This window comes from Lelliottia sp. RWM.1 (genome assembly GCF_016859735.1).
Classification (GTDB): domain Bacteria; phylum Pseudomonadota; class Gammaproteobacteria; order Enterobacterales; family Enterobacteriaceae; genus Enterobacter.
Genome location: NZ_WLVC01000024.1, coordinates 16,249 through 34,742, shown reverse-complemented (window position 1 = coordinate 34,742; position 18,494 = coordinate 16,249). Strand labels below are relative to the sequence as shown.

Below are 18,494 nucleotides of genomic sequence, written 5' to 3'. Positions count from 1 at the left end.
GTAAAAAAGCATGGCTGTACGTAAACGCTTTATCGCAGGTGCAAAATGCCCGTCCTGCCAGGCGCAAGATTCGCTGGCAATGTGGCGCGAGAATAATGTTGATGTTGTTGAGTGTGTTAAGTGCGGCCACCAGATGCGTGAGGCCGATAAACAGGCTCGCGAGCATGTTCGCAAAGAAGAGCAAGTCATTGGCATTTTTCATCCGGACTAGCGATATGCCCTGAGTTTTTTTAAGCTAAAGGGTACACGGGTGCAGATTTCCGCTACAATCTGCGCCAGCAATTTTCCCACGCTCAGGAGATATCATGAAAGTAGCAAAAGACCTGGTGGTCAGCCTGGCCTATCAGGTACGTACAGAAGACGGTGTGTTGGTTGATGAGTCTCCGGTGAGTGCGCCGCTTGACTACCTTCACGGTCACGGTTCTCTGATTTCCGGCCTGGAAAGCGCGCTGGACGGTCATGAAGTTGGCGACAAATTTGATGTTGCTGTAGGCGCAAACGACGCTTACGGTCAATATGACGACAACCTGGTGCAGCGCGTTCCGAAAGACGTGTTCATGGGTGTTGATGAGCTGCAGGTTGGCATGCGCTTCCTGGCTGAAACTGACCAGGGTCCCGTTCCGGTTGAAATTACCGAAGTGGAAGATGACCACGTTGTTGTTGACGGTAACCACATGCTGGCTGGCCAGAACCTGAAATTCAACGTTGAAGTTGTTGCGATCCGCGAAGCGACCGAAGAAGAGCTGGCTCATGGCCACGTTCACGGCGCTAACGGTCATGACCACGGTCACGATCACGACCATGACGGTTGCTGCGGCGGTCACGGCCACGATCATGACCACGGTCATGAACATGGCAAAGGCGGTTGTGGTGGTAACGGCGGTTGCGGTTGCCATTAATTCCGTTACACGGAAAATGAAAAAAGCGGGAATATCCCGCTTTTTTTACGCCTCAATAATGAGGTGGAGGTGTCTCTTCTGACTGAGAGGCGATGTGCGATGACTGTGTCGCTTTCACTTTTTCAGTGAGCAGGCGCATCAGATCTCGCAGTTTTGCCATTTCAAGTTCATGAGCCGTCACCGTCTGGTTGAGTTCTTCGATGGTGATGTCCTGAAAAGCCAGTCGGCTTTCCAGCTCGGCCAGTCTCTCTTCTAACATTGCATCTTTCATGATTCACCTCGTTTATCAATCTATCCCATATGGGGTGGCGGCGGCGAAGTCTAACCGAGTTTATCGTTAAGTGCAGCATCCATCCCATTGGCAAGAAACTTATTTAAACAAAAATAGTCTTAAAAGTGGCGAGAATAGGGAGAGTCTGTCTGTAGATTTCTTCCGCAACGTTTTATAGTACGCTTCTCATTTACGTTTAACGCTGGGGTGAGAGTCCCCAGGCCCTGGAGATATGGATGAAATCACTGTTTAAAGCAACGCTGCTGGCCACTACGATGGCTGTCGCACTGAATGCGCCGCTGTCTTTCGCTGCTGATACCGCTGCGAAGCCTGCTGCGACTGCAGACAGCAAAGCGGCGTTCAAAAATGACGACCAGAAATCCGCCTACGCACTGGGCGCATCTCTGGGCCGCTACATGGAAAACTCTCTGAAAGAGCAAGAAAAACTGGGCATCAAACTGGATAAAGCACAGTTGATCGCAGGTGTTCAGGATGCATTTGCTGATAAGAGCAAATTGACTGACCAGGAGATTGAGCAGACTCTGCAGGCATTCGAAGCTCGCGTGAAGGGTGCTGCTCAGGACAAGATGGATAAAGATGCAAAAGAAAACGAAGCGAAAGGCAAAGCCTACCGCGATACTTTTGCTAAAGAGAAAGGTGTGAAAACGTCCTCTACTGGTCTGGTCTATAAAGTAGAGAAGGAAGGTACAGGTGATGCGCCGAAAGACAGTGATACCGTTGTGGTCAACTACAAAGGTACGCTGATCGACGGTAAAGAGTTTGATAACTCTTACACCCGTGGCGAACCGCTCTCTTTCCGTCTGGACGGTGTGATCCCTGGCTGGACTGAAGGCCTGAAGAACATCAAAAAAGGCGGTAAAATCCAGCTGGTTATCCCACCAGATCTGGCTTACGGCAAAACAGGTGTCCCAGGTATTCCGGCAAACTCTACGCTGGTGTTTGACGTAGAATTGCTGGACATCAAACCGGCGCCGAAAGCTGACGCTAAACCGGAAGCCCCGGCAGACGATAAAGCCGCTGCCGCTGCGAAGAAATAATGTTGTGAAAACCGCCGCCTTCAAGGCGGCGGTTTTTTTATTGTGGGGCAGATATAATTAACGCTGGTAAGCGTTATACACGCTGTATTAATTTAGTTGTCCGTGTAGATAATGAGCCTGCCCTGAAAACGTAACGACAGGCTCCTGAAAAGGAGTGTTTTTTTCATGTCCAGGTCGCTTTTAACCAACGAAACCAGTGAACTTGATTTGCTGGATCAACGTCCTTTCGATCAGACCGACTTCGATATTCTGAAATCCTACGAAGCGGTAGTGGACGGGTTAGCGATGCTCATTGGGTCCCACTGCGAAATCGTATTGCACTCCCTGCAAGATCTAAAGTGTTCCGCCATCCGTATTGCCAATGGTGAGCATACTGGCCGCAAAATTGGCTCGCCAATCACCGACCTTGCATTGCGTATGTTGCACGACATGACCGGCGCGGACAGCAGCGTCTCCAAATGTTATTTCACTCGCGCCAAAAGCGGTGTACTGATGAAATCAGAAACCATCGCGATACGAAATCGTGAGCATCGTGTGATTGGACTGCTGTGCATCAACATGAACCTTGATGTGCCATTCTCGCAAATTATGAGCACCTTTATTCCGCCAGAAACACCAGATGTCGGTTCTTCAGTCAACTTTGCTTCTTCTGTCGAAGATCTCGTGACTCAAACGCTTGAGTTCACTATTGAAGAAGTGAATGCCGATCGCAATGTATCGAACAACGCGAAGAACCGTCAGATTGTGCTGAACCTCTATGAGAAAGGTATTTTTGATATCAAAGACGCCATTAACCAGGTTGCCGATCGTCTGAACATTTCCAAACACACTGTTTATCTCTATATCCGCCAGTTCAAAAGCGGTGATTTCCAGGGGCAAGATAAGTAATGCGTTTTGCTTTAATGGTGACGGGCCCGGCATATGGTACGCAGCAGGCCAGCAGTGCATTGCAATTTGCACAAGCGCTACTGGACGCGGGTCATGAACTGAGTAGCGTCTTTTTTTACCGTGAAGGGGTCTATAACGCGAATCAGTTCACTTCACCGGCTTCAGATGAGTTTGACCTGGTACGCGCCTGGCAATCCTTAAGCGAAAAGCAGGGCGTAGAATTACATATCTGTGTTGCAGCGGCGCTGCGTCGCGGTATCACGGATGCAGCAGAAGCGGCGCGTCTTGGTTTACCGGGTGCAAATCTGCAATCAGGATTCTTGCTGAGTGGTTTAGGCGCGCTTGCGCAGGCGGCGCTGACCTGTGACCGAATGGTGCAATTCTGATGAATCGTGTCGCGTTTGTTTTTTCTTCCGCTCCGCATGGTAGTGCTGCTGGCCGGGAAGGGTTGGATGCATTGCTGGCAACCTCCGCCTTAACCGAAGATATCGGTGTTTTCTTTCTGGGCGATGGCGTATTCCAGATACTGGGAGGGCAGTACCCGCAAGCTGTTCTCGCGCGCGACTATATTGCGACCTTTAAGGTTCTGCCTCTTTACGACATTGAAACCTTCTATGTTTGTGCTGACTCTCTGGCATCGCGTGGCCTTATGACAGATAAAGCCGCTTTTGTTCTGGACGTTACCATCCTTGCGGCGGGTCCGTTGCGCGAGCAACTCTCCCAGTACGACACCATTCTGACTTTCTGAGGCTGTCATGCTCCATACCTTGAGTCATTCCCCGTGGCAATGCGATATCGAAGCATTACTGAGAATGCTGAGTGAAGGCGATGATCTGTTGCTCATTCAGGATGGCGTTCTGGCGGCAATTGAAGATAGCCGCTTTGTTGAAATCCTCAATAATGCCCCCATATCTGTCTCTGCATTGAAGGAAGACATTGATGCGCGGGGTCTTGCTGGTCAAATTTCAGCCAAAATTAACGTGGTTGGCTATACTGATTTCGTTAATCTTGCAGTAAAGCATGCTGGTCAAATGAACTGGTGATCTGAGATCGCTGTATATTTCTTGACACCTTTTCGACAGAGCCCTAAAATTTCGCGTCCTCATATTGTATGAGGTCGTTTTATTACGTGTTTACGAAGCAAAAGCTAAAACCAGGAGCTATTTAATGGCAACAGTTAACCAGCTGGTACGCAAACCACGCGCTCGCAAAGTTGCAAAAAGCAACGTGCCTGCGCTGGAAGCCTGCCCGCAGAAACGTGGTGTATGTACTCGTGTATATACCACCACTCCTAAAAAACCAAACTCCGCACTGCGTAAAGTATGCCGTGTGCGTTTGACCAACGGTTTCGAAGTGACTTCCTACATCGGTGGTGAAGGTCACAACCTGCAGGAGCACTCCGTGATCCTGATCCGTGGCGGTCGTGTAAAAGACCTTCCGGGTGTTCGTTATCACACCGTTCGTGGTGCGCTTGACTGTTCCGGTGTTAAAGACCGTAAGCAGTCTCGTTCCAAGTATGGCGTGAAACGTCCTAAGGCTTAATGGTTCTCCGTTAAGTAAGGCCAAACTGTTTTATCTTAATGTCAAACTAAACTCTTAGAGTTTTGGACAATCCTGAATTAACAACGGAGTATTCCCATGCCACGTCGTCGCGTCATTGGTCAGCGTAAAATTCTTCCAGATCCGAAATTCGGATCAGAACTGCTGGCAAAATTTGTAAATATCCTGATGGTAGATGGTAAAAAATCTACTGCAGAAGCAATCGTATACAGCGCGCTTGAGACCCTGGCTCAGCGTTCTGGTAAAAATGAACTGGAAGCTTTCGAAGTCGCTCTCGACAACGTACGCCCGACTGTAGAAGTTAAGTCTCGCCGCGTTGGTGGTTCTACTTACCAGGTTCCAGTTGAAGTTCGTCCGGTTCGTCGTAATGCTCTGGCAATGCGTTGGATCGTTGAAGCTGCTCGTAAACGCGGTGATAAATCCATGGCTCTGCGTCTGGCGAACGAACTTTCTGATGCTGCAGACAACAAAGGTACTGCAGTTAAGAAACGTGAAGACGTTCACCGTATGGCAGAAGCCAACAAGGCGTTCGCACACTACCGTTGGTAATCCCTTCGGAGTCATAGTCACCAGGCGGGCACTTCAGCGAAGTTGCCCGTTCTGGGTTACTTAACTGAACGCCTAAAGAAACAAACGAGGAATCAAATGGCTCGTACAACACCCATCGCACGCTACCGTAACATCGGTATCAGTGCGCACATCGACGCCGGTAAAACCACTACTACCGAACGTATTCTGTTCTACACCGGTGTAAACCATAAAATCGGTGAAGTTCATGACGGCGCAGCTACCATGGACTGGATGGAGCAGGAGCAGGAACGTGGTATTACTATCACCTCCGCAGCGACTACTGCATTCTGGTCAGGTATGGCTAAGCAGTATGAACCGCATCGCGTTAACATCATCGACACCCCGGGCCACGTTGACTTCACAATCGAAGTAGAACGTTCCATGCGTGTTCTTGATGGTGCGGTAATGGTTTACTGCGCAGTTGGTGGTGTTCAGCCGCAGTCTGAAACCGTATGGCGTCAGGCAAACAAATATAAAGTTCCACGCATCGCGTTCGTTAACAAAATGGACCGTATGGGTGCTAACTTCCTGAAAGTTGTTGGTCAGATCAAAACCCGTCTGGGCGCGAACCCGGTTCCGCTGCAGTTGGCAATTGGTGCTGAAGAAGGTTTCACCGGTGTTGTTGACCTGGTGAAAATGAAAGCCATCAACTGGAACGAAGAAGATGCAGGCGTAACCTTCACTTATGAAGATATTCCAGCAGACATGCAGGATCTGGCTGACGAATGGCACCAGAACCTGATCGAGTCCGCTGCTGAAGCTTCAGAAGAGCTGATGGAAAAATACCTGGGTGGTGAAGAACTGACTGAAGAAGAGATCAAGAAAGCTCTGCGTCAGCGTGTTCTGAACAACGAAATCATCCTGGTAACCTGTGGTTCTGCGTTCAAGAACAAAGGTGTTCAGGCAATGCTGGATGCGGTAGTTGACTACCTGCCATCCCCAGTAGATGTTCCTGCGATCAACGGTATCCTGGACGACGGTAAAGACACTCCGGCTGAACGTCACGCAAGTGATGAAGAGCCGTTTGCTGCACTGGCGTTTAAAATTGCTACCGACCCGTTCGTGGGTAACTTGACGTTCTTCCGCGTGTACTCTGGCGTGGTTAACTCTGGTGACACCATCCTGAACTCCGTGAAAACTGCACGTGAACGTTTCGGTCGTATCGTACAGATGCACGCGAACAAACGTGAAGAGATCAAAGAAGTTCGTGCAGGCGACATCGCTGCTGCTATCGGTCTGAAAGACGTAACTACTGGTGATACCCTGTGTGATCCAGATGCGCCAATCATCCTGGAGCGTATGGAGTTCCCTGAGCCGGTAATCTCTATCGCGGTTGAACCAAAAACCAAAGCTGACCAGGAAAAAATGGGTCTGGCTCTGGGCCGTCTGGCTAAAGAAGACCCGTCATTCCGCGTATGGACTGACGAAGAATCTAACCAGACTATCATCGCTGGTATGGGTGAACTGCACCTCGACATCATCGTTGACCGTATGAAACGTGAATTCAACGTTGAAGCAAACGTGGGTAAACCTCAGGTTGCTTACCGCGAAGCGATTCGCCAGAAAGTTACTGATGTTGAAGGTAAACACGCTAAGCAGTCTGGTGGTCGCGGTCAGTATGGTCATGTTGTTATCGACATGTACCCACTGGAGCCGGGCTCTAACCCTAAAGGTTACGAGTTCGTCAACGACATTAAAGGCGGTGTAATTCCTGGTGAATACATCCCTGCCGTTGATAAGGGCATCCAGGAGCAGCTGAAGTCTGGTCCGCTGGCAGGTTACCCGGTTGTTGACATGGGTGTTCGTCTGCACTTCGGTTCTTACCATGACGTTGACTCCTCTGAACTGGCGTTTAAACTGGCTGCTTCTATTGCCTTTAAAGAAGGCTTTAAGAAAGCGAAACCAGTTCTGCTTGAACCAATCATGAAGGTTGAAGTAGAAACTCCAGAAGAGAACACCGGTGACGTTATCGGTGACTTGAGCCGTCGTCGTGGTATGCTGCGCGGTCAAGAATCCAACGTGACTGGCGTTGTGATCCACGCTGAAGTTCCGCTGTCTGAAATGTTCGGATATGCAACTCAGCTGCGTTCACTGACCAAAGGTCGTGCTTCTTACTCCATGGAGTTCCTGAAGTATGATGATGCGCCGAACAACGTTGCTCAGGCCGTAATCGAAGCCCGTGGTAAATAAGCCGCAGGGTTAAAAAACCAAAATCCCGTGCCCCCTCGGTGAGGGGGCACTATAGTAAGGAATATAGCCGTGTCTAAAGAAAAATTTGAACGTACAAAACCGCACGTCAACGTTGGTACTATCGGCCACGTTGACCATGGTAAAACTACCCTGACCGCTGCAATCACTACCGTTCTGGCTAAAACCTACGGTGGTGCTGCTCGTGCTTTCGACCAGATCGATAACGCACCAGAAGAAAAAGCTCGTGGTATCACCATCAACACTTCCCACGTTGAATATGACACCCCGACTCGCCACTACGCACACGTAGACTGCCCAGGCCACGCCGACTATGTTAAAAACATGATCACCGGTGCTGCGCAGATGGACGGCGCGATCCTGGTTGTTGCTGCGACTGACGGCCCTATGCCTCAGACCCGTGAGCACATCCTGCTGGGTCGTCAGGTAGGCGTTCCTTACATCATCGTGTTCCTGAACAAATGCGACATGGTTGATGACGAAGAGCTGCTGGAACTGGTAGAAATGGAAGTTCGCGAACTTCTGTCTCAGTACGATTTCCCAGGTGATGATACCCCAATCATCCGTGGTTCTGCTCTGAAAGCGCTGGAAGGCGAAGCAGAGTGGGAAGCGAAAATCATCGAACTGGCTGGCTTCCTGGATTCTTACATCCCAGAACCAGAACGTGCGATTGACAAGCCATTCCTGCTGCCAATCGAAGACGTATTCTCCATCTCCGGTCGTGGTACTGTTGTTACCGGTCGTGTAGAGCGCGGTATCGTTAAAGTGGGTGAAGAAGTTGAAATCGTAGGTATCAAAGAGACTGCCAAGTCTACCTGTACCGGCGTTGAAATGTTCCGCAAACTGCTGGACGAAGGCCGTGCTGGTGAGAACGTTGGTGTTCTGCTGCGTGGTATCAAACGTGAAGAAATCGAACGTGGTCAGGTACTGGCTAAGCCAGGCTCTATCAAGCCGCACACCAAGTTCGAATCTGAAGTGTACATTCTGTCCAAAGACGAAGGCGGCCGTCATACTCCGTTCTTCAAAGGCTACCGTCCACAGTTCTACTTCCGTACAACTGACGTGACCGGTACTATCGAACTGCCAGAAGGCGTTGAGATGGTAATGCCAGGCGACAACATCAAAATGGTTGTTACCCTGATCCACCCAATCGCGATGGATGACGGTCTGCGTTTCGCAATCCGTGAAGGCGGCCGTACTGTTGGCGCTGGTGTTGTAGCAAAAGTTCTGGGCTAATTTATTATCCTTGAATGAAAAAAGGACGCTTCGGCGTCCTTTTTTGTTATCTGCAGGCTGCCTCTATCACAATTATTTGTATTTTTTCCACACTCCCGCCCCGTCTCTGCATGCTTGTGCTATTGTAATCATAACGATTCTCACTTACACTTTGCGCATATTTTGAACGGGAGTATGTATGTACGTTTGTTTATGCAATGGTGTGAGTGACAAAAAAATACGTCAGGCCGTTCGACAGTTTCAACCTCAGTCTTTCCAGCAGCTTCGCAAATTTGTTCCAGTTGGAAATCAATGCGGTAAGTGTGTGCGTGCAGCGCGTGAGATCATGCAGGATGAACTGATGCAGATCCCTGAGTTCAAAGAGATCGCTTAAGCCCCTATCTTTTTTTTGACATCCTTGTAGCCCGATCTACGCTTCAATGAGTGGAAGCGGAGGGACTATATAATGAAAGGTGATGTTAAAATCATAAGTTATCTCAATAAATTATTGGGAAATGAGCTTGTCGCAATCAACCAGTATTTTCTCCATGCGAGAATGTTCAAAAACTGGGGACTGACGCGTCTCAACGATGTCGAATACCATGAATCAATCGATGAAATGAAACACGCTGATAAGTATATCGAGCGTATTTTGTTCCTTGAGGGTATCCCTAATTTGCAGGATCTTGGCAAACTGGGCATTGGTGAAGATGTCGAGGAAATGTTACGTTCCGATCTTGCGCTAGAGCTTGATGGTGCGAAAGACCTTCGCGAAGCCATTGCCTACGCGGATAGCGTACATGACTACGTGAGTCGCGATATGATGATCCAAATTCTGTCCGATGAAGAAGGTCACATCGATTGGCTGGAAACAGAACTGGATCTCATTGGTAAAATTGGCCTGCAGAATTATCTTCAGTCGCAGATCAGAGTGGAAAGTTAATCAGGTTCTGCCATCCGTTCAATAAACCCGCTGCCGCCATAAATGGTCCAAAAGGCAGTGGGTTTTTTAGTGTCCTTTTCCCAGGACTATTCCACGATCGGAAAAGGAGATAAATGGCAGCGAATAGTGCTGAAGACAACGCAATCATTGGTAAAACAGACCATCCATGCCAGGCGCCCAGGGCAGCCAGATACTTAATATCACCATATCCCAACCCTTCTCGTTTACGAATCAGGCGATATCCCCAGTATAGAAATGCGAAACCCAAATAACCGGCAACCGCCCCTATGACTGCGGCAGGTAGAAAAGAAGGGTGGAAGTTAAGGTGATAAAGTAGACCAGTCCACAATAGTGGACAAAGAAATTTGTCCGGGAGGATGCCACACCGTATATCCTCCCGGATGAGCAGGTAAGACAGGGTTACATAAAGCATGAGAAAGGGAAGGGGAGCGAGCATCTGCGAAATCCTTTGAGATGTATTTCGTCGAATAGTCCGCAGAAAAAGTGAGTCTGGATAGCCCTCAAACCTGGCAATTGCGTTGAAACCTCCAGCAAATCAAAAGTACATACATTATTTGCAGGGAAAAAAAGATCCGTTTACGCAGATTGGAGTGAGAGCGTTTGTTTTCTAAACTCTACTTGCGTTACGCGTATATTTACGTATAATGCGCGGGCTTGTCTAATATTGGCAGCGGTTCGATATGAACCTTGATGATGTTTTTGGTCATCAAACAATGTTCCCAATTGGGGAACTACGTAAGAACGGTTACACTCTCCCATCAATCGTAATGGGTTTGAGTAGTGATCATTTTCGTTTATAAAATAATTGGAGCTCTGGTCTCATGCAGAACCAAAGAATCCGTATCCGCCTGAAAGCGTTTGATCATCGTCTAATCGATCAATCAACTGCGGAAATCGTCGAGACTGCTAAGCGCACTGGTGCGCAAGTCCGTGGTCCGATCCCGCTGCCGACCCGCAAAGAGCGCTTTACCGTTCTGATCTCTCCGCACGTTAACAAAGACGCGCGTGATCAGTACGAAATTCGCACTCACAAGCGTCTGGTTGACATCGTTGAGCCAACTGAGAAAACCGTTGATGCTCTGATGCGTCTGGATCTGGCTGCCGGTGTAGACGTGCAGATCAGCCTGGGTTAATCAGGTCATCGAGCGATTGAGAGGTTGATACAATGATTGGTTTAGTCGGTAAAAAAGTGGGTATGACCCGCATCTTCACTGAAGATGGCGTATCTATCCCAGTAACCGTAATCGAAGTTGAAGCAAACCGCGTTACTCAGGTTAAAGATCTGGCTAACGATGGCTACCGCGCTGTTCAGGTTACCACTGGTGCTAAAAAAGCTAACCGTGTAACTAAGCCGGAAGCGGGTCACTTCGCTAAAGCTGGCGTTGAAGCTGGCCGTGGTCTGTGGGAATTCCGTCTTGCTGAAGGCGAAGAGTTCACTGTAGGTCAGGATATTAGCGTTGAGCTGTTTGCTGAAGTTAAAAAAGTTGACGTAACCGGTACCTCTAAAGGTAAAGGTTTTGCTGGTACCGTTAAGCGCTGGAACTTCCGTACCCAGGACGCTACTCACGGTAACTCCTTGTCTCACCGCGTTCCGGGCTCTATCGGTCAGAACCAGACTCCGGGCAAAGTGTTCAAAGGCAAGAAAATGGCAGGTCAGCTGGGTAACGAACGTGTAACTGTTCAGAGCCTGGACGTAGTACGTGTTGACGCTGAGCGCAACCTGCTGCTGGTTAAAGGTGCGGTTCCGGGTGCAACCGGTAGCGACCTGATCGTTAAACCAGCTGTGAAGGCGTAAGGGGATAGCAATGGAATTAGTATTGAAAGACGCGCAGAGCGCGCTGACTGTTTCCGAAACTACCTTCGGTCGTGATTTCAACGAAGCGCTGGTTCACCAGGTTGTAGTTGCTTATGCAGCTGGTGCTCGTCAGGGTACTCGTGCTCAGAAGACTCGTGCTGAAGTAACTGGTTCCGGCAAAAAGCCGTGGCGCCAGAAAGGTACCGGCCGTGCGCGTTCAGGTTCTATTAAGAGCCCGATCTGGCGTTCCGGTGGCGTGACCTTCGCTGCTCGCCCACAGGACCACAGTCAAAAAGTAAACAAAAAGATGTACCGCGGCGCGCTGAAAAGCATTCTGTCCGAACTGGTACGTCAGGATCGTCTGATCGTTGTCGAATCATTCTCTGTAGAAGCGCCTAAAACTAAGCTGCTGGCACAGAAATTGAAAGACATGGCTCTGGAAGATGTGCTGATCATCACCGGTGAGCTGGACGAAAATCTGTTCCTCGCAGCACGTAACCTGCACAAGGTTGACGTTCGCGATGCAACGGGTATCGACCCGGTTAGCCTGATCGCCTTCGACAAAGTCGTAATGACTGCTGATGCTGTTAAGCAAGTTGAGGAGATGCTGGCATGATTCGTGAAGAACGTCTGCTGAAGGTGCTTCGTGCGCCGCACGTTTCTGAAAAAGCGTCTACTGCGATGGAAAAAACCAACACCATCGTTCTCAAAGTTGCTAAAGACGCGACCAAAGCAGAGATCAAAGCTGCTGTGCAGAAACTGTTTGAAGTCGAAGTCGAAGTCGTTAACACCCTGGTAGTTAAAGGGAAAGTTAAACGTCACGGACAGCGTATCGGTCGTCGTAGCGACTGGAAAAAAGCTTACGTCACCCTGAAAGAAGGCCAGAATCTGGACTTCGTTGGCGGCGCTGAGTAAGTCGGAGGAGTAATACAATGGCAGTTGTTAAATGTAAACCGACATCTCCGGGTCGTCGCCACGTAGTTAAAGTGGTTAACCCTGAGCTGCACAAGGGCAAACCTTTTGCTCCGTTGCTGGAAAAAAACAGCAAATCCGGTGGTCGTAACAACAATGGCCGTATCACCACTCGTCACATCGGTGGTGGCCACAAGCAGGCTTATCGTATTGTTGACTTCAAACGCAACAAAGACGGTATCCCAGCAGTTGTTGAGCGTCTTGAGTACGATCCGAACCGTTCCGCGAACATCGCGCTGGTTCTGTACAAAGATGGCGAACGCCGTTACATCCTGGCCCCTAAAGGCCTGAAAGCTGGCGACCAGATTCAATCTGGCGTTGATGCTGCAATCAAAGCAGGTAACACCCTGCCGATGCGCAATATCCCGGTTGGTTCTACCGTTCATAACGTAGAAATGAAACCAGGTAAAGGCGGTCAGCTGGCTCGTTCCGCTGGTACTTACGTTCAGATCGTTGCTCGCGATGGTGCTTATGTCACCCTGCGTCTGCGTTCTGGTGAAATGCGTAAAGTCGAAGCAGACTGCCGTGCGACTCTGGGCGAAGTTGGCAATGCTGAGCATATGCTGCGCGTTCTGGGTAAAGCAGGTGCTGCACGCTGGCGTGGTGTTCGTCCTACCGTTCGCGGTACTGCGATGAACCCAGTCGATCACCCACATGGTGGTGGTGAAGGTCGTAACTTTGGTAAGCACCCGGTAACTCCGTGGGGCGTTCAGACCAAAGGTAAGAAGACCCGCAGCAACAAGCGTACTGATAAATTTATCGTACGTCGCCGTAGCAAATAATTTTAGAGGATAAGCCATGCCACGTTCTCTCAAGAAAGGTCCTTTTATTGACCTGCACTTGCTGAAGAAGGTAGAGAAAGCGGTGGAAAGCGGAGACAAGAAGCCCCTGCGCACTTGGTCCCGTCGTTCAACGATCTTTCCTAACATGATCGGTTTGACCATCGCTGTCCATAATGGTCGTCAGCACGTTCCAGTTTTTGTTTCCGACGAAATGGTTGGTCACAAACTGGGTGAATTCGCACCGACTCGTACTTATCGCGGCCATGCTGCTGATAAAAAAGCGAAGAAGAAATAAGGTAGGAGGAAGAGATGGAAACTTTAGCTCAACATCGCCATGCTCGTTCTTCTGCTCAGAAGGTTCGCCTTGTTGCTGACCTGATTCGCGGTAAGAAAGTGTCGCAGGCCCTGGACATCCTGACCTATACCAACAAGAAAGCTGCGGTATTGGTTAAGAAAGTACTGGAATCTGCCATTGCTAACGCTGAACACAACGATGGCGCTGACATTGACGATCTGAAAGTTGCGAAAATTTTCGTAGATGAAGGCCCAAGCATGAAGCGCATTATGCCGCGTGCGAAAGGTCGTGCAGATCGCATCCTGAAGCGCACCAGCCACATTACTGTGGTTGTGTCCGATCGCTGAGACTCTGGAGACTAGCAATGGGTCAGAAAGTACATCCTAATGGTATTCGCCTGGGTATTGTAAAACCATGGAACTCAACCTGGTTTGCGAACACCAAAGAATTCGCTGACAACCTGGACAGCGATTTTAAAGTACGTCAGTACCTGACTAAGGAACTGGCTAAAGCGTCTGTATCTCGTATCGTTATCGAGCGTCCGGCTAAAAGCATTCGTGTGACTATTCACACTGCTCGCCCGGGTATCGTTATCGGAAAGAAAGGCGAAGACGTAGAAAAACTGCGCAAGGTCGTAGCGGATATCGCTGGCGTTCCTGCACAGATCAATATCGCTGAAGTTCGTAAGCCTGAACTGGACGCTAAATTGGTTGCTGATAGCATCACTTCACAGCTGGAACGTCGTGTTATGTTCCGTCGTGCTATGAAGCGTGCTGTACAGAACGCAATGCGTCTGGGCGCTAAAGGTATCAAAGTTGAAGTTAGCGGCCGTCTGGGCGGCGCGGAAATCGCACGTACCGAATGGTACCGCGAAGGTCGCGTACCGCTGCACACTCTGCGTGCTGACATTGACTACAACACCTCTGAAGCGCACACCACTTACGGTGTAATCGGCGTTAAGGTATGGATCTTCAAAGGTGAGATCCTGGGTGGTATGGCTGCTGTTGAACAACCGGAAAAACCGGCTGCGCAACCTAAAAAGCAGCAGCGTAAAGGCCGTAAATAAGGAGCGTCGCTGATGTTACAACCAAAGCGTACAAAATTCCGTAAAGTGCACAAAGGCCGCAACCGTGGTCTGGCGCAGGGTACGGATGTTAGCTTCGGCACTTTCGGTCTGAAAGCTGTTGGCCGTGGTCGTCTGACTGCACGTCAGATCGAAGCAGCACGTCGTGCAATGACCCGTGCAGTTAAGCGTCAAGGTAAAATCTGGATCCGTGTATTCCCGGACAAACCAATTACCGAGAAGCCGCTGGAAGTCCGTATGGGTAAAGGTAAAGGTAACGTGGAGTATTGGGTTGCCTTGATTCAGCCGGGCAAAGTCCTGTATGAAATGGACGGTGTACCGGAAGAGCTGGCCCGTGAAGCATTCGGACTGGCAGCAGCGAAACTGCCTATCAAAACCACCTTTGTAACTAAGACGGTGATGTAATGAAAGCAAATGAGCTGCGTGAAAAAAGTGTTGAAGAGCTGAACGCTGAGCTGCTGAACCTGCTGCGTGAGCAGTTTAACCTGCGTATGCAGGCTGCTAGTGGCCAACTGCAACAGACTCACCTGCTGAAGCAAGTGCGTCGCAATGTTGCTCGCGTTAAGACTTTACTGACTCAGAAGGCGGGTGCGTAATGACCGATAAAATCCGTACTCTGCAAGGTCGTGTTGTTAGCAATAAAATGGAGAAATCCATTGTTGTAGCTATCGAGCGCGTTGTGAAGCATCCGATCTACGGTAAATTCATCAAGCGTACGACCAAACTGCACGTACATGACGAGAACAACGAATGCGGTATTGGTGACGTGGTAGAAATCCACGAATGCCGTCCGCTGTCCAAGACTAAGTCCTGGACGCTGGTTCGCGTTGTAGAGAAAGCGGTTCTGTAATACAGTAAGCCTTCTCGATACGAATAAACGGCTCAGCGATGAGCCGTTTATTTTTTCTACCCATATTGTAGAAGCGGTGTTATAATGCCGCGCCCTCGATATGGGGCTTTTTAATGGCTCTGAATTTAGAGTCTCAGGTAGTAGTTGACATTAGCGGAGCACTAAAATGATCCAAGAACAGACTATGCTGAACGTCGCCGACAACTCCGGTGCACGTCGCGTAATGTGTATCAAGGTTCTGGGTGGCTCGCACCGTCGCTACGCAGGCGTAGGCGACATCATCAAGATCACCATCAAAGAAGCAATTCCACGTGGTAAGGTCAAAAAAGGTGATGTGCTGAAAGCGGTAGTGGTGCGCACCAAGAAGGGTGTTCGTCGCCCTGACGGTTCTGTCATTCGCTTCGATGGTAATGCATGCGTTATTCTGAACAATAACAGCGAGCAGCCTATCGGCACGCGTATCTTTGGGCCGGTAACTCGTGAACTTCGTAATGAAAAGTTCATGAAAATTATCTCTCTGGCACCAGAAGTACTCTAAGGAGCGAATCATGGCAGCGAAAATCCGTCGTGATGACGAAGTTATCGTGTTAACCGGTAAAGATAAAGGTAAACGCGGTAAAGTTAAGAATGTCCTGTCTTCCGGCAAGGTTATTGTTGAAGGTATCAACCTGGTTAAGAAACATCAGAAGCCGGTTCCGGCCCTGAACCAACCAGGTGGCATCGTTGAAAAAGAAGCCGCTATTCAGGTTTCCAACGTAGCAATCTTCAATGCGGCAACCGGCAAGGCTGACCGTGTAGGCTTTAGATTCGAAGACGGCAAAAAAGTCCGTTTCTTCAAGTCTAACAGCGAAACTATCAAGTAATTTGGAGTAGTACGATGGCGAAACTGCATGATTACTACAAAGACGAAGTAGTTAACAAACTCATGACTGAGTTTAACTACAATTCTGTCATGCAAGTCCCTCGGGTCGAGAAGATCACCCTGAACATGGGTGTTGGTGAAGCGATCGCTGACAAGAAACTGCTGGATAACGCAGCAGCTGATCTGACAGCAATCTCCGGTCAAAAACCGTTGATCACCAAAGCACGCAAATCTGTTGCAGGCTTCAAAATCCGTCAGGGCTATCCGATCGGCTGTAAAGTAACTCTGCGTGGCGAACGCATGTGGGAGTTCCTTGAGCGCCTGATCTCTATTGCTGTACCACGTATTCGTGACTTCCGTGGCTTGTCCGCTAAGTCTTTCGATGGTCGTGGTAACTACAGCATGGGTGTCCGGGAGCAGATCATCTTCCCAGAGATCGACTACGATAAAGTCGACCGCGTGCGTGGTTTGGATATTACCATTACCACTACTGCGAACTCTGATGAAGAAGGCCGTGCTCTGCTGGCTGCCTTTGACTTCCCGTTCCGCAAGTAAGGTAGGGTTACTGAATGGCTAAGCAATCAATGAAAGCACGCGAAGTAAAGCGCGTAGCTTTAGCTGATAAATTCTTCGCTAAACGCGCTGAACTGAAAGCGATCATCTCTGATGTGAACGCTTCCGACGAAGATCGTTGGAATGCAGTTCTGAAGCTGCAGTCTCTGCCGCGTGATTCCAGCCCGTCTCGTCAGCGTAACCGCTGTCGTCAAACTGGTCGTCCGCATGCTTTCCTGCGGAAGTTCGGGTTGAGCCGTATCAAGGTCCGTGAAGCCGCAATGCGCGGTGAAATCCCGGGTCTGAAAAAGGCTAGCTGGTAATTGTCACCAATTGAATCACGGGAGTAAAGACAGATGAGCATGCAAGATCCGATCGCGGATATGCTGACCCGTATCCGTAACGGTCAGGCCGCGAACAAAGTTGCGGTCACCATGCCTTCCGCCAAGCTGAAAGTGGCAATTGCCAAAGTGCTGAAGGAAGAAGGTTTTATCGAAGATTTTAAAGTTGAAGGCGACACCAAGCCGGAACTGGAACTTACTCTTAAGTATTTCCAGGGTAAAGCTGTTGTAGAAAGCATTCAACGTGTCAGCCGCCCAGGCCTGCGCATCTATAAGAAAAAAGATGAGCTGCCAAAAGTTATGGCTGGTCTGGGTATCGCAGTTGTTTCTACCTCTAAAGGTGTTATGACTGATCGTGCAGCGCGCCAAGCTGGTCTTGGTGGCGAAATTATCTGCTACGTAGCCTAATCGGAGGAAAAAATGTCTCGTGTTGCTAAAGCACCGGTCGTTATTCCTGCCGGCGTTGATGTAAAAATCGACGGTCAGGTTATTACGATCAAAGGTAAAAACGGCGAGCTGACTCGTACTCTCAACAATGCTGTTGAAGTTAAACATGCAGATAATGCTCTGACCTTCGGTCCACGTGATGGTTTCGTGGATGGATGGGCTCAGGCTGGTACCGCGCGTGCCCTGCTGAACTCAATGGTTGTTGGTGTTACCGAAGGCTTCACTAAAAAGCTTCAGCTGGTTGGTGTAGGTTATCGTGCAGCGATCAAAGGGAATGCAGTAGGCCTGTCTCTGGGCTTCTCACACCCTGTTGAGCATCAGCTGCCAGCGGGAATCACTGCTGAATGTCCGTCTCAGACTGAAATCGTGCTGAAAGGCGCTGATAAACAGCTGATCGGTCAGGTTGCAGCAGACCTGCGCGCCTACCGTCGTCCTGAGCCTTATAAAGGCAAGGGTGTTCGTTACGCCGACGAAGTCGTGCGTACCAAAGAGGCTAAGAAGAAGTAAGGTAACACTATGGATAAGAAATCTGCTCGTATCCGTCGTGCGACCCGCGCACGCCGCAAGCTCAAAGAGCTGGGTGCAACTCGCCTGGTGGTACATCGTACCCCGCGTCATATTTACGCACAGGTAATTGCACCGAACGGTTCTGAAGTTCTGGTAGCCGCTTCTACTGTAGAAAAAGCTATCGCTGAACAATTGAAGTACACCGGTAACAAAGACGCTGCTGCAGCTGTTGGTAAAGTTGTCGCTGAACGCGCTCTGGAAAAAGGCATTAAAAATGTGTCCTTTGACCGTTCCGGGTTCCAATATCATGGTCGTGTCCAGGCACTGGCAGATGCTGCCCGTGAAGCTGGCCTTCAGTTCTAAGGTAGAGGTGT

Annotated in this window: 33 protein-coding genes; 31 read left to right on the top strand and 2 right to left on the bottom strand. The window is 49.5% G+C overall.

The features are described from left to right. Nucleotides 1-10: 10 nt before the first annotated feature. A complete protein-coding gene (locus tag GF617_RS16715) occupies nucleotides 11-211 on the top strand; it encodes a YheV family putative zinc ribbon protein (RefSeq protein ID WP_181621083.1) in 201 nt (66 codons plus the stop codon). A 94-nt stretch (nucleotides 212-305) separates the two neighbouring features. After that, a complete protein-coding gene (gene slyD, locus GF617_RS16710; RefSeq protein ID WP_181621081.1) occupies nucleotides 306-899 on the top strand; it encodes a peptidylprolyl isomerase in 594 nt (197 codons plus the stop codon). A 52-nt stretch (nucleotides 900-951) separates the two neighbouring features. Here slyD and GF617_RS16705 read toward each other — a convergent pair whose 3' ends face one another. Then, nucleotides 952-1,170: a protein SlyX gene (locus tag GF617_RS16705; protein WP_181621079.1), complete on the bottom strand. Its 219-nt coding sequence runs from the start codon at nucleotides 1,168-1,170 to the stop codon at nucleotides 952-954. A 236-nt stretch (nucleotides 1,171-1,406) separates the two neighbouring features. Between GF617_RS16705 and fkpA the strand changes: the two genes are divergently transcribed. The 11 genes from fkpA to bfr all read left to right on the top strand — a co-directional run bounded on the left by fkpA (nucleotide 1,407) and on the right by bfr (nucleotide 9,612). Continuing rightward, complete coding sequence (gene fkpA / locus GF617_RS16700) at nucleotides 1,407-2,228, top strand: FKBP-type peptidyl-prolyl cis-trans isomerase (protein ID WP_181621078.1); 822 nt, start codon at nucleotides 1,407-1,409, stop codon at nucleotides 2,226-2,228. A gap of 165 nt (nucleotides 2,229-2,393) precedes the next feature. Beyond that, nucleotides 2,394-3,116, top strand: a complete 723-nt coding sequence (locus GF617_RS16695; RefSeq protein WP_014171909.1) for a transcriptional regulator — start codon at nucleotides 2,394-2,396, stop codon at nucleotides 3,114-3,116. Continuing rightward, a complete protein-coding gene (gene tusD / locus GF617_RS16690) occupies nucleotides 3,116-3,502 on the top strand; it encodes a sulfurtransferase complex subunit TusD (protein ID WP_181621076.1) in 387 nt (128 codons plus the stop codon). The genes GF617_RS16695 and tusD overlap by 1 nt, the downstream gene beginning before the upstream one ends. Continuing rightward, nucleotides 3,502-3,864 (top strand): sulfurtransferase complex subunit TusC, encoded by a 363-nt coding sequence (gene tusC / locus GF617_RS16685; RefSeq protein ID WP_181621074.1) that lies wholly within the window; start codon nucleotides 3,502-3,504, stop codon nucleotides 3,862-3,864. Before tusD ends, tusC begins: the two co-directional genes overlap by 1 nt. A 7-nt stretch (nucleotides 3,865-3,871) precedes the next feature. Beyond that, the gene (gene tusB / locus GF617_RS16680) at nucleotides 3,872-4,159 is read left to right on the top strand and encodes a sulfurtransferase complex subunit TusB (protein ID WP_181621073.1); all 288 of its coding nucleotides are present in this window, start codon (nucleotides 3,872-3,874) and stop codon (nucleotides 4,157-4,159) included. A 124-nt stretch (nucleotides 4,160-4,283) separates the two neighbouring features. Further along, a complete protein-coding gene (gene rpsL / locus GF617_RS16675; protein WP_003023654.1) occupies nucleotides 4,284-4,658 on the top strand; it encodes a 30S ribosomal protein S12 in 375 nt (124 codons plus the stop codon). A 96-nt stretch (nucleotides 4,659-4,754) separates the two neighbouring features. Further along, nucleotides 4,755-5,225, top strand: coding sequence for a 30S ribosomal protein S7 (gene rpsG / locus GF617_RS16670; protein WP_004106370.1), 471 nt, complete (start codon nucleotides 4,755-4,757; stop codon nucleotides 5,223-5,225). Nucleotides 5,226-5,321: 96 nt separating this feature from the next. Next, nucleotides 5,322-7,436 carry an elongation factor G gene (gene fusA / locus GF617_RS16665; protein ID WP_181621072.1) on the top strand — a complete coding sequence of 705 codons (2,115 nt, stop codon included), beginning with the start codon at nucleotides 5,322-5,324 and terminating at the stop codon, nucleotides 7,434-7,436. 69 nt (nucleotides 7,437-7,505) lie between these two features. Next, the gene (tuf, locus tag GF617_RS16660) at nucleotides 7,506-8,690 is read left to right on the top strand and encodes an elongation factor Tu (protein ID WP_181621071.1); all 1,185 of its coding nucleotides are present in this window, start codon (nucleotides 7,506-7,508) and stop codon (nucleotides 8,688-8,690) included. 178 nt (nucleotides 8,691-8,868) lie between these two features. Continuing rightward, the gene (gene bfd, locus GF617_RS16655; protein ID WP_003863268.1) at nucleotides 8,869-9,063 is read left to right on the top strand and encodes a bacterioferritin-associated ferredoxin; all 195 of its coding nucleotides are present in this window, start codon (nucleotides 8,869-8,871) and stop codon (nucleotides 9,061-9,063) included. Nucleotides 9,064-9,135: 72 nt separating this feature from the next. After that, nucleotides 9,136-9,612 (top strand): bacterioferritin, encoded by a 477-nt coding sequence (gene bfr, locus GF617_RS16650; RefSeq protein WP_181621070.1) that lies wholly within the window; start codon nucleotides 9,136-9,138, stop codon nucleotides 9,610-9,612. Here bfr and GF617_RS16645 read toward each other — a convergent pair. Further along, nucleotides 9,596-10,069 carry an A24 family peptidase gene (locus tag GF617_RS16645; protein ID WP_181621069.1) on the bottom strand — a complete coding sequence of 158 codons (474 nt, stop codon included), beginning with the start codon at nucleotides 10,067-10,069 and terminating at the stop codon, nucleotides 9,596-9,598. The genes bfr and GF617_RS16645 overlap by 17 nt on opposite strands. A 385-nt stretch (nucleotides 10,070-10,454) precedes the next feature. Between GF617_RS16645 and rpsJ the strand changes: the two genes are divergently transcribed. From rpsJ to rplR, 18 genes are all read left to right on the top strand, one after another. Beyond that, nucleotides 10,455-10,766 carry a 30S ribosomal protein S10 gene (rpsJ, locus tag GF617_RS16640; protein WP_001181005.1) on the top strand — a complete coding sequence of 104 codons (312 nt, stop codon included), beginning with the start codon at nucleotides 10,455-10,457 and terminating at the stop codon, nucleotides 10,764-10,766. A gap of 32 nt (nucleotides 10,767-10,798) precedes the next feature. Beyond that, nucleotides 10,799-11,428, top strand: coding sequence for a 50S ribosomal protein L3 (gene rplC, locus GF617_RS16635; RefSeq protein WP_016538466.1), 630 nt, complete (start codon nucleotides 10,799-10,801; stop codon nucleotides 11,426-11,428). 10 nt (nucleotides 11,429-11,438) lie between these two features. Beyond that, nucleotides 11,439-12,044, top strand: a complete 606-nt coding sequence (gene rplD, locus GF617_RS16630) for a 50S ribosomal protein L4 (protein ID WP_003031119.1) — start codon at nucleotides 11,439-11,441, stop codon at nucleotides 12,042-12,044. After that, the gene (gene rplW, locus GF617_RS16625) at nucleotides 12,041-12,343 is read left to right on the top strand and encodes a 50S ribosomal protein L23 (RefSeq protein ID WP_000617546.1); all 303 of its coding nucleotides are present in this window, start codon (nucleotides 12,041-12,043) and stop codon (nucleotides 12,341-12,343) included. The genes rplD and rplW overlap by 4 nt, the downstream gene beginning before the upstream one ends. Before the next feature lie 17 nt (nucleotides 12,344-12,360). Continuing rightward, the gene (rplB, locus tag GF617_RS16620; protein WP_000301859.1) at nucleotides 12,361-13,182 is read left to right on the top strand and encodes a 50S ribosomal protein L2; all 822 of its coding nucleotides are present in this window, start codon (nucleotides 12,361-12,363) and stop codon (nucleotides 13,180-13,182) included. A 16-nt stretch (nucleotides 13,183-13,198) separates the two neighbouring features. Next, nucleotides 13,199-13,477: a 30S ribosomal protein S19 gene (rpsS, locus tag GF617_RS16615; protein WP_001138115.1), complete on the top strand. Its 279-nt coding sequence runs from the start codon at nucleotides 13,199-13,201 to the stop codon at nucleotides 13,475-13,477. A gap of 14 nt (nucleotides 13,478-13,491) precedes the next feature. Next, the gene (gene rplV / locus GF617_RS16610; protein ID WP_002919773.1) at nucleotides 13,492-13,824 is read left to right on the top strand and encodes a 50S ribosomal protein L22; all 333 of its coding nucleotides are present in this window, start codon (nucleotides 13,492-13,494) and stop codon (nucleotides 13,822-13,824) included. Between the two features lie 17 nt (nucleotides 13,825-13,841). Further along, on the top strand, nucleotides 13,842-14,543 hold the full coding sequence (rpsC, locus tag GF617_RS16605) for a 30S ribosomal protein S3 (protein ID WP_000529945.1): 702 nt from the start codon (nucleotides 13,842-13,844) through the stop codon (nucleotides 14,541-14,543). Between the two features lie 12 nt (nucleotides 14,544-14,555). Continuing rightward, entirely contained in the window at nucleotides 14,556-14,966 is a 411-nt protein-coding gene (gene rplP, locus GF617_RS16600) for a 50S ribosomal protein L16 (protein ID WP_002919759.1), read from the top strand. Then, nucleotides 14,966-15,157 (top strand): 50S ribosomal protein L29, encoded by a 192-nt coding sequence (gene rpmC, locus GF617_RS16595; RefSeq protein WP_006817276.1) that lies wholly within the window; start codon nucleotides 14,966-14,968, stop codon nucleotides 15,155-15,157. The genes rplP and rpmC overlap by 1 nt, the downstream gene beginning before the upstream one ends. After that, the gene (gene rpsQ / locus GF617_RS16590) at nucleotides 15,157-15,411 is read left to right on the top strand and encodes a 30S ribosomal protein S17 (RefSeq protein WP_181621068.1); all 255 of its coding nucleotides are present in this window, start codon (nucleotides 15,157-15,159) and stop codon (nucleotides 15,409-15,411) included. The genes rpmC and rpsQ overlap by 1 nt, the downstream gene beginning before the upstream one ends. A gap of 166 nt (nucleotides 15,412-15,577) precedes the next feature. Next, a complete protein-coding gene (gene rplN, locus GF617_RS16585) occupies nucleotides 15,578-15,949 on the top strand; it encodes a 50S ribosomal protein L14 (RefSeq protein WP_000613954.1) in 372 nt (123 codons plus the stop codon). Between the two features lie 10 nt (nucleotides 15,950-15,959). After that, the gene (gene rplX, locus GF617_RS16580) at nucleotides 15,960-16,274 is read left to right on the top strand and encodes a 50S ribosomal protein L24 (protein ID WP_000729185.1); all 315 of its coding nucleotides are present in this window, start codon (nucleotides 15,960-15,962) and stop codon (nucleotides 16,272-16,274) included. Between the two features lie 14 nt (nucleotides 16,275-16,288). Next, nucleotides 16,289-16,828, top strand: a complete 540-nt coding sequence (rplE, locus tag GF617_RS16575; protein WP_032614703.1) for a 50S ribosomal protein L5 — start codon at nucleotides 16,289-16,291, stop codon at nucleotides 16,826-16,828. A gap of 14 nt (nucleotides 16,829-16,842) precedes the next feature. After that, a complete protein-coding gene (gene rpsN / locus GF617_RS16570; protein ID WP_015960709.1) occupies nucleotides 16,843-17,148 on the top strand; it encodes a 30S ribosomal protein S14 in 306 nt (101 codons plus the stop codon). Between the two features lie 33 nt (nucleotides 17,149-17,181). Further along, nucleotides 17,182-17,574, top strand: a complete 393-nt coding sequence (rpsH, locus tag GF617_RS16565) for a 30S ribosomal protein S8 (RefSeq protein ID WP_181621067.1) — start codon at nucleotides 17,182-17,184, stop codon at nucleotides 17,572-17,574. 12 nt (nucleotides 17,575-17,586) lie between these two features. Next, complete coding sequence (rplF, locus tag GF617_RS16560) at nucleotides 17,587-18,120, top strand: 50S ribosomal protein L6 (RefSeq protein WP_100778650.1); 534 nt, start codon at nucleotides 17,587-17,589, stop codon at nucleotides 18,118-18,120. A 9-nt stretch (nucleotides 18,121-18,129) separates the two neighbouring features. After that, nucleotides 18,130-18,483, top strand: a complete 354-nt coding sequence (gene rplR / locus GF617_RS16555; RefSeq protein ID WP_181621065.1) for a 50S ribosomal protein L18 — start codon at nucleotides 18,130-18,132, stop codon at nucleotides 18,481-18,483. The last annotated feature ends 11 nt before the right edge of the window (nucleotides 18,484-18,494 follow it).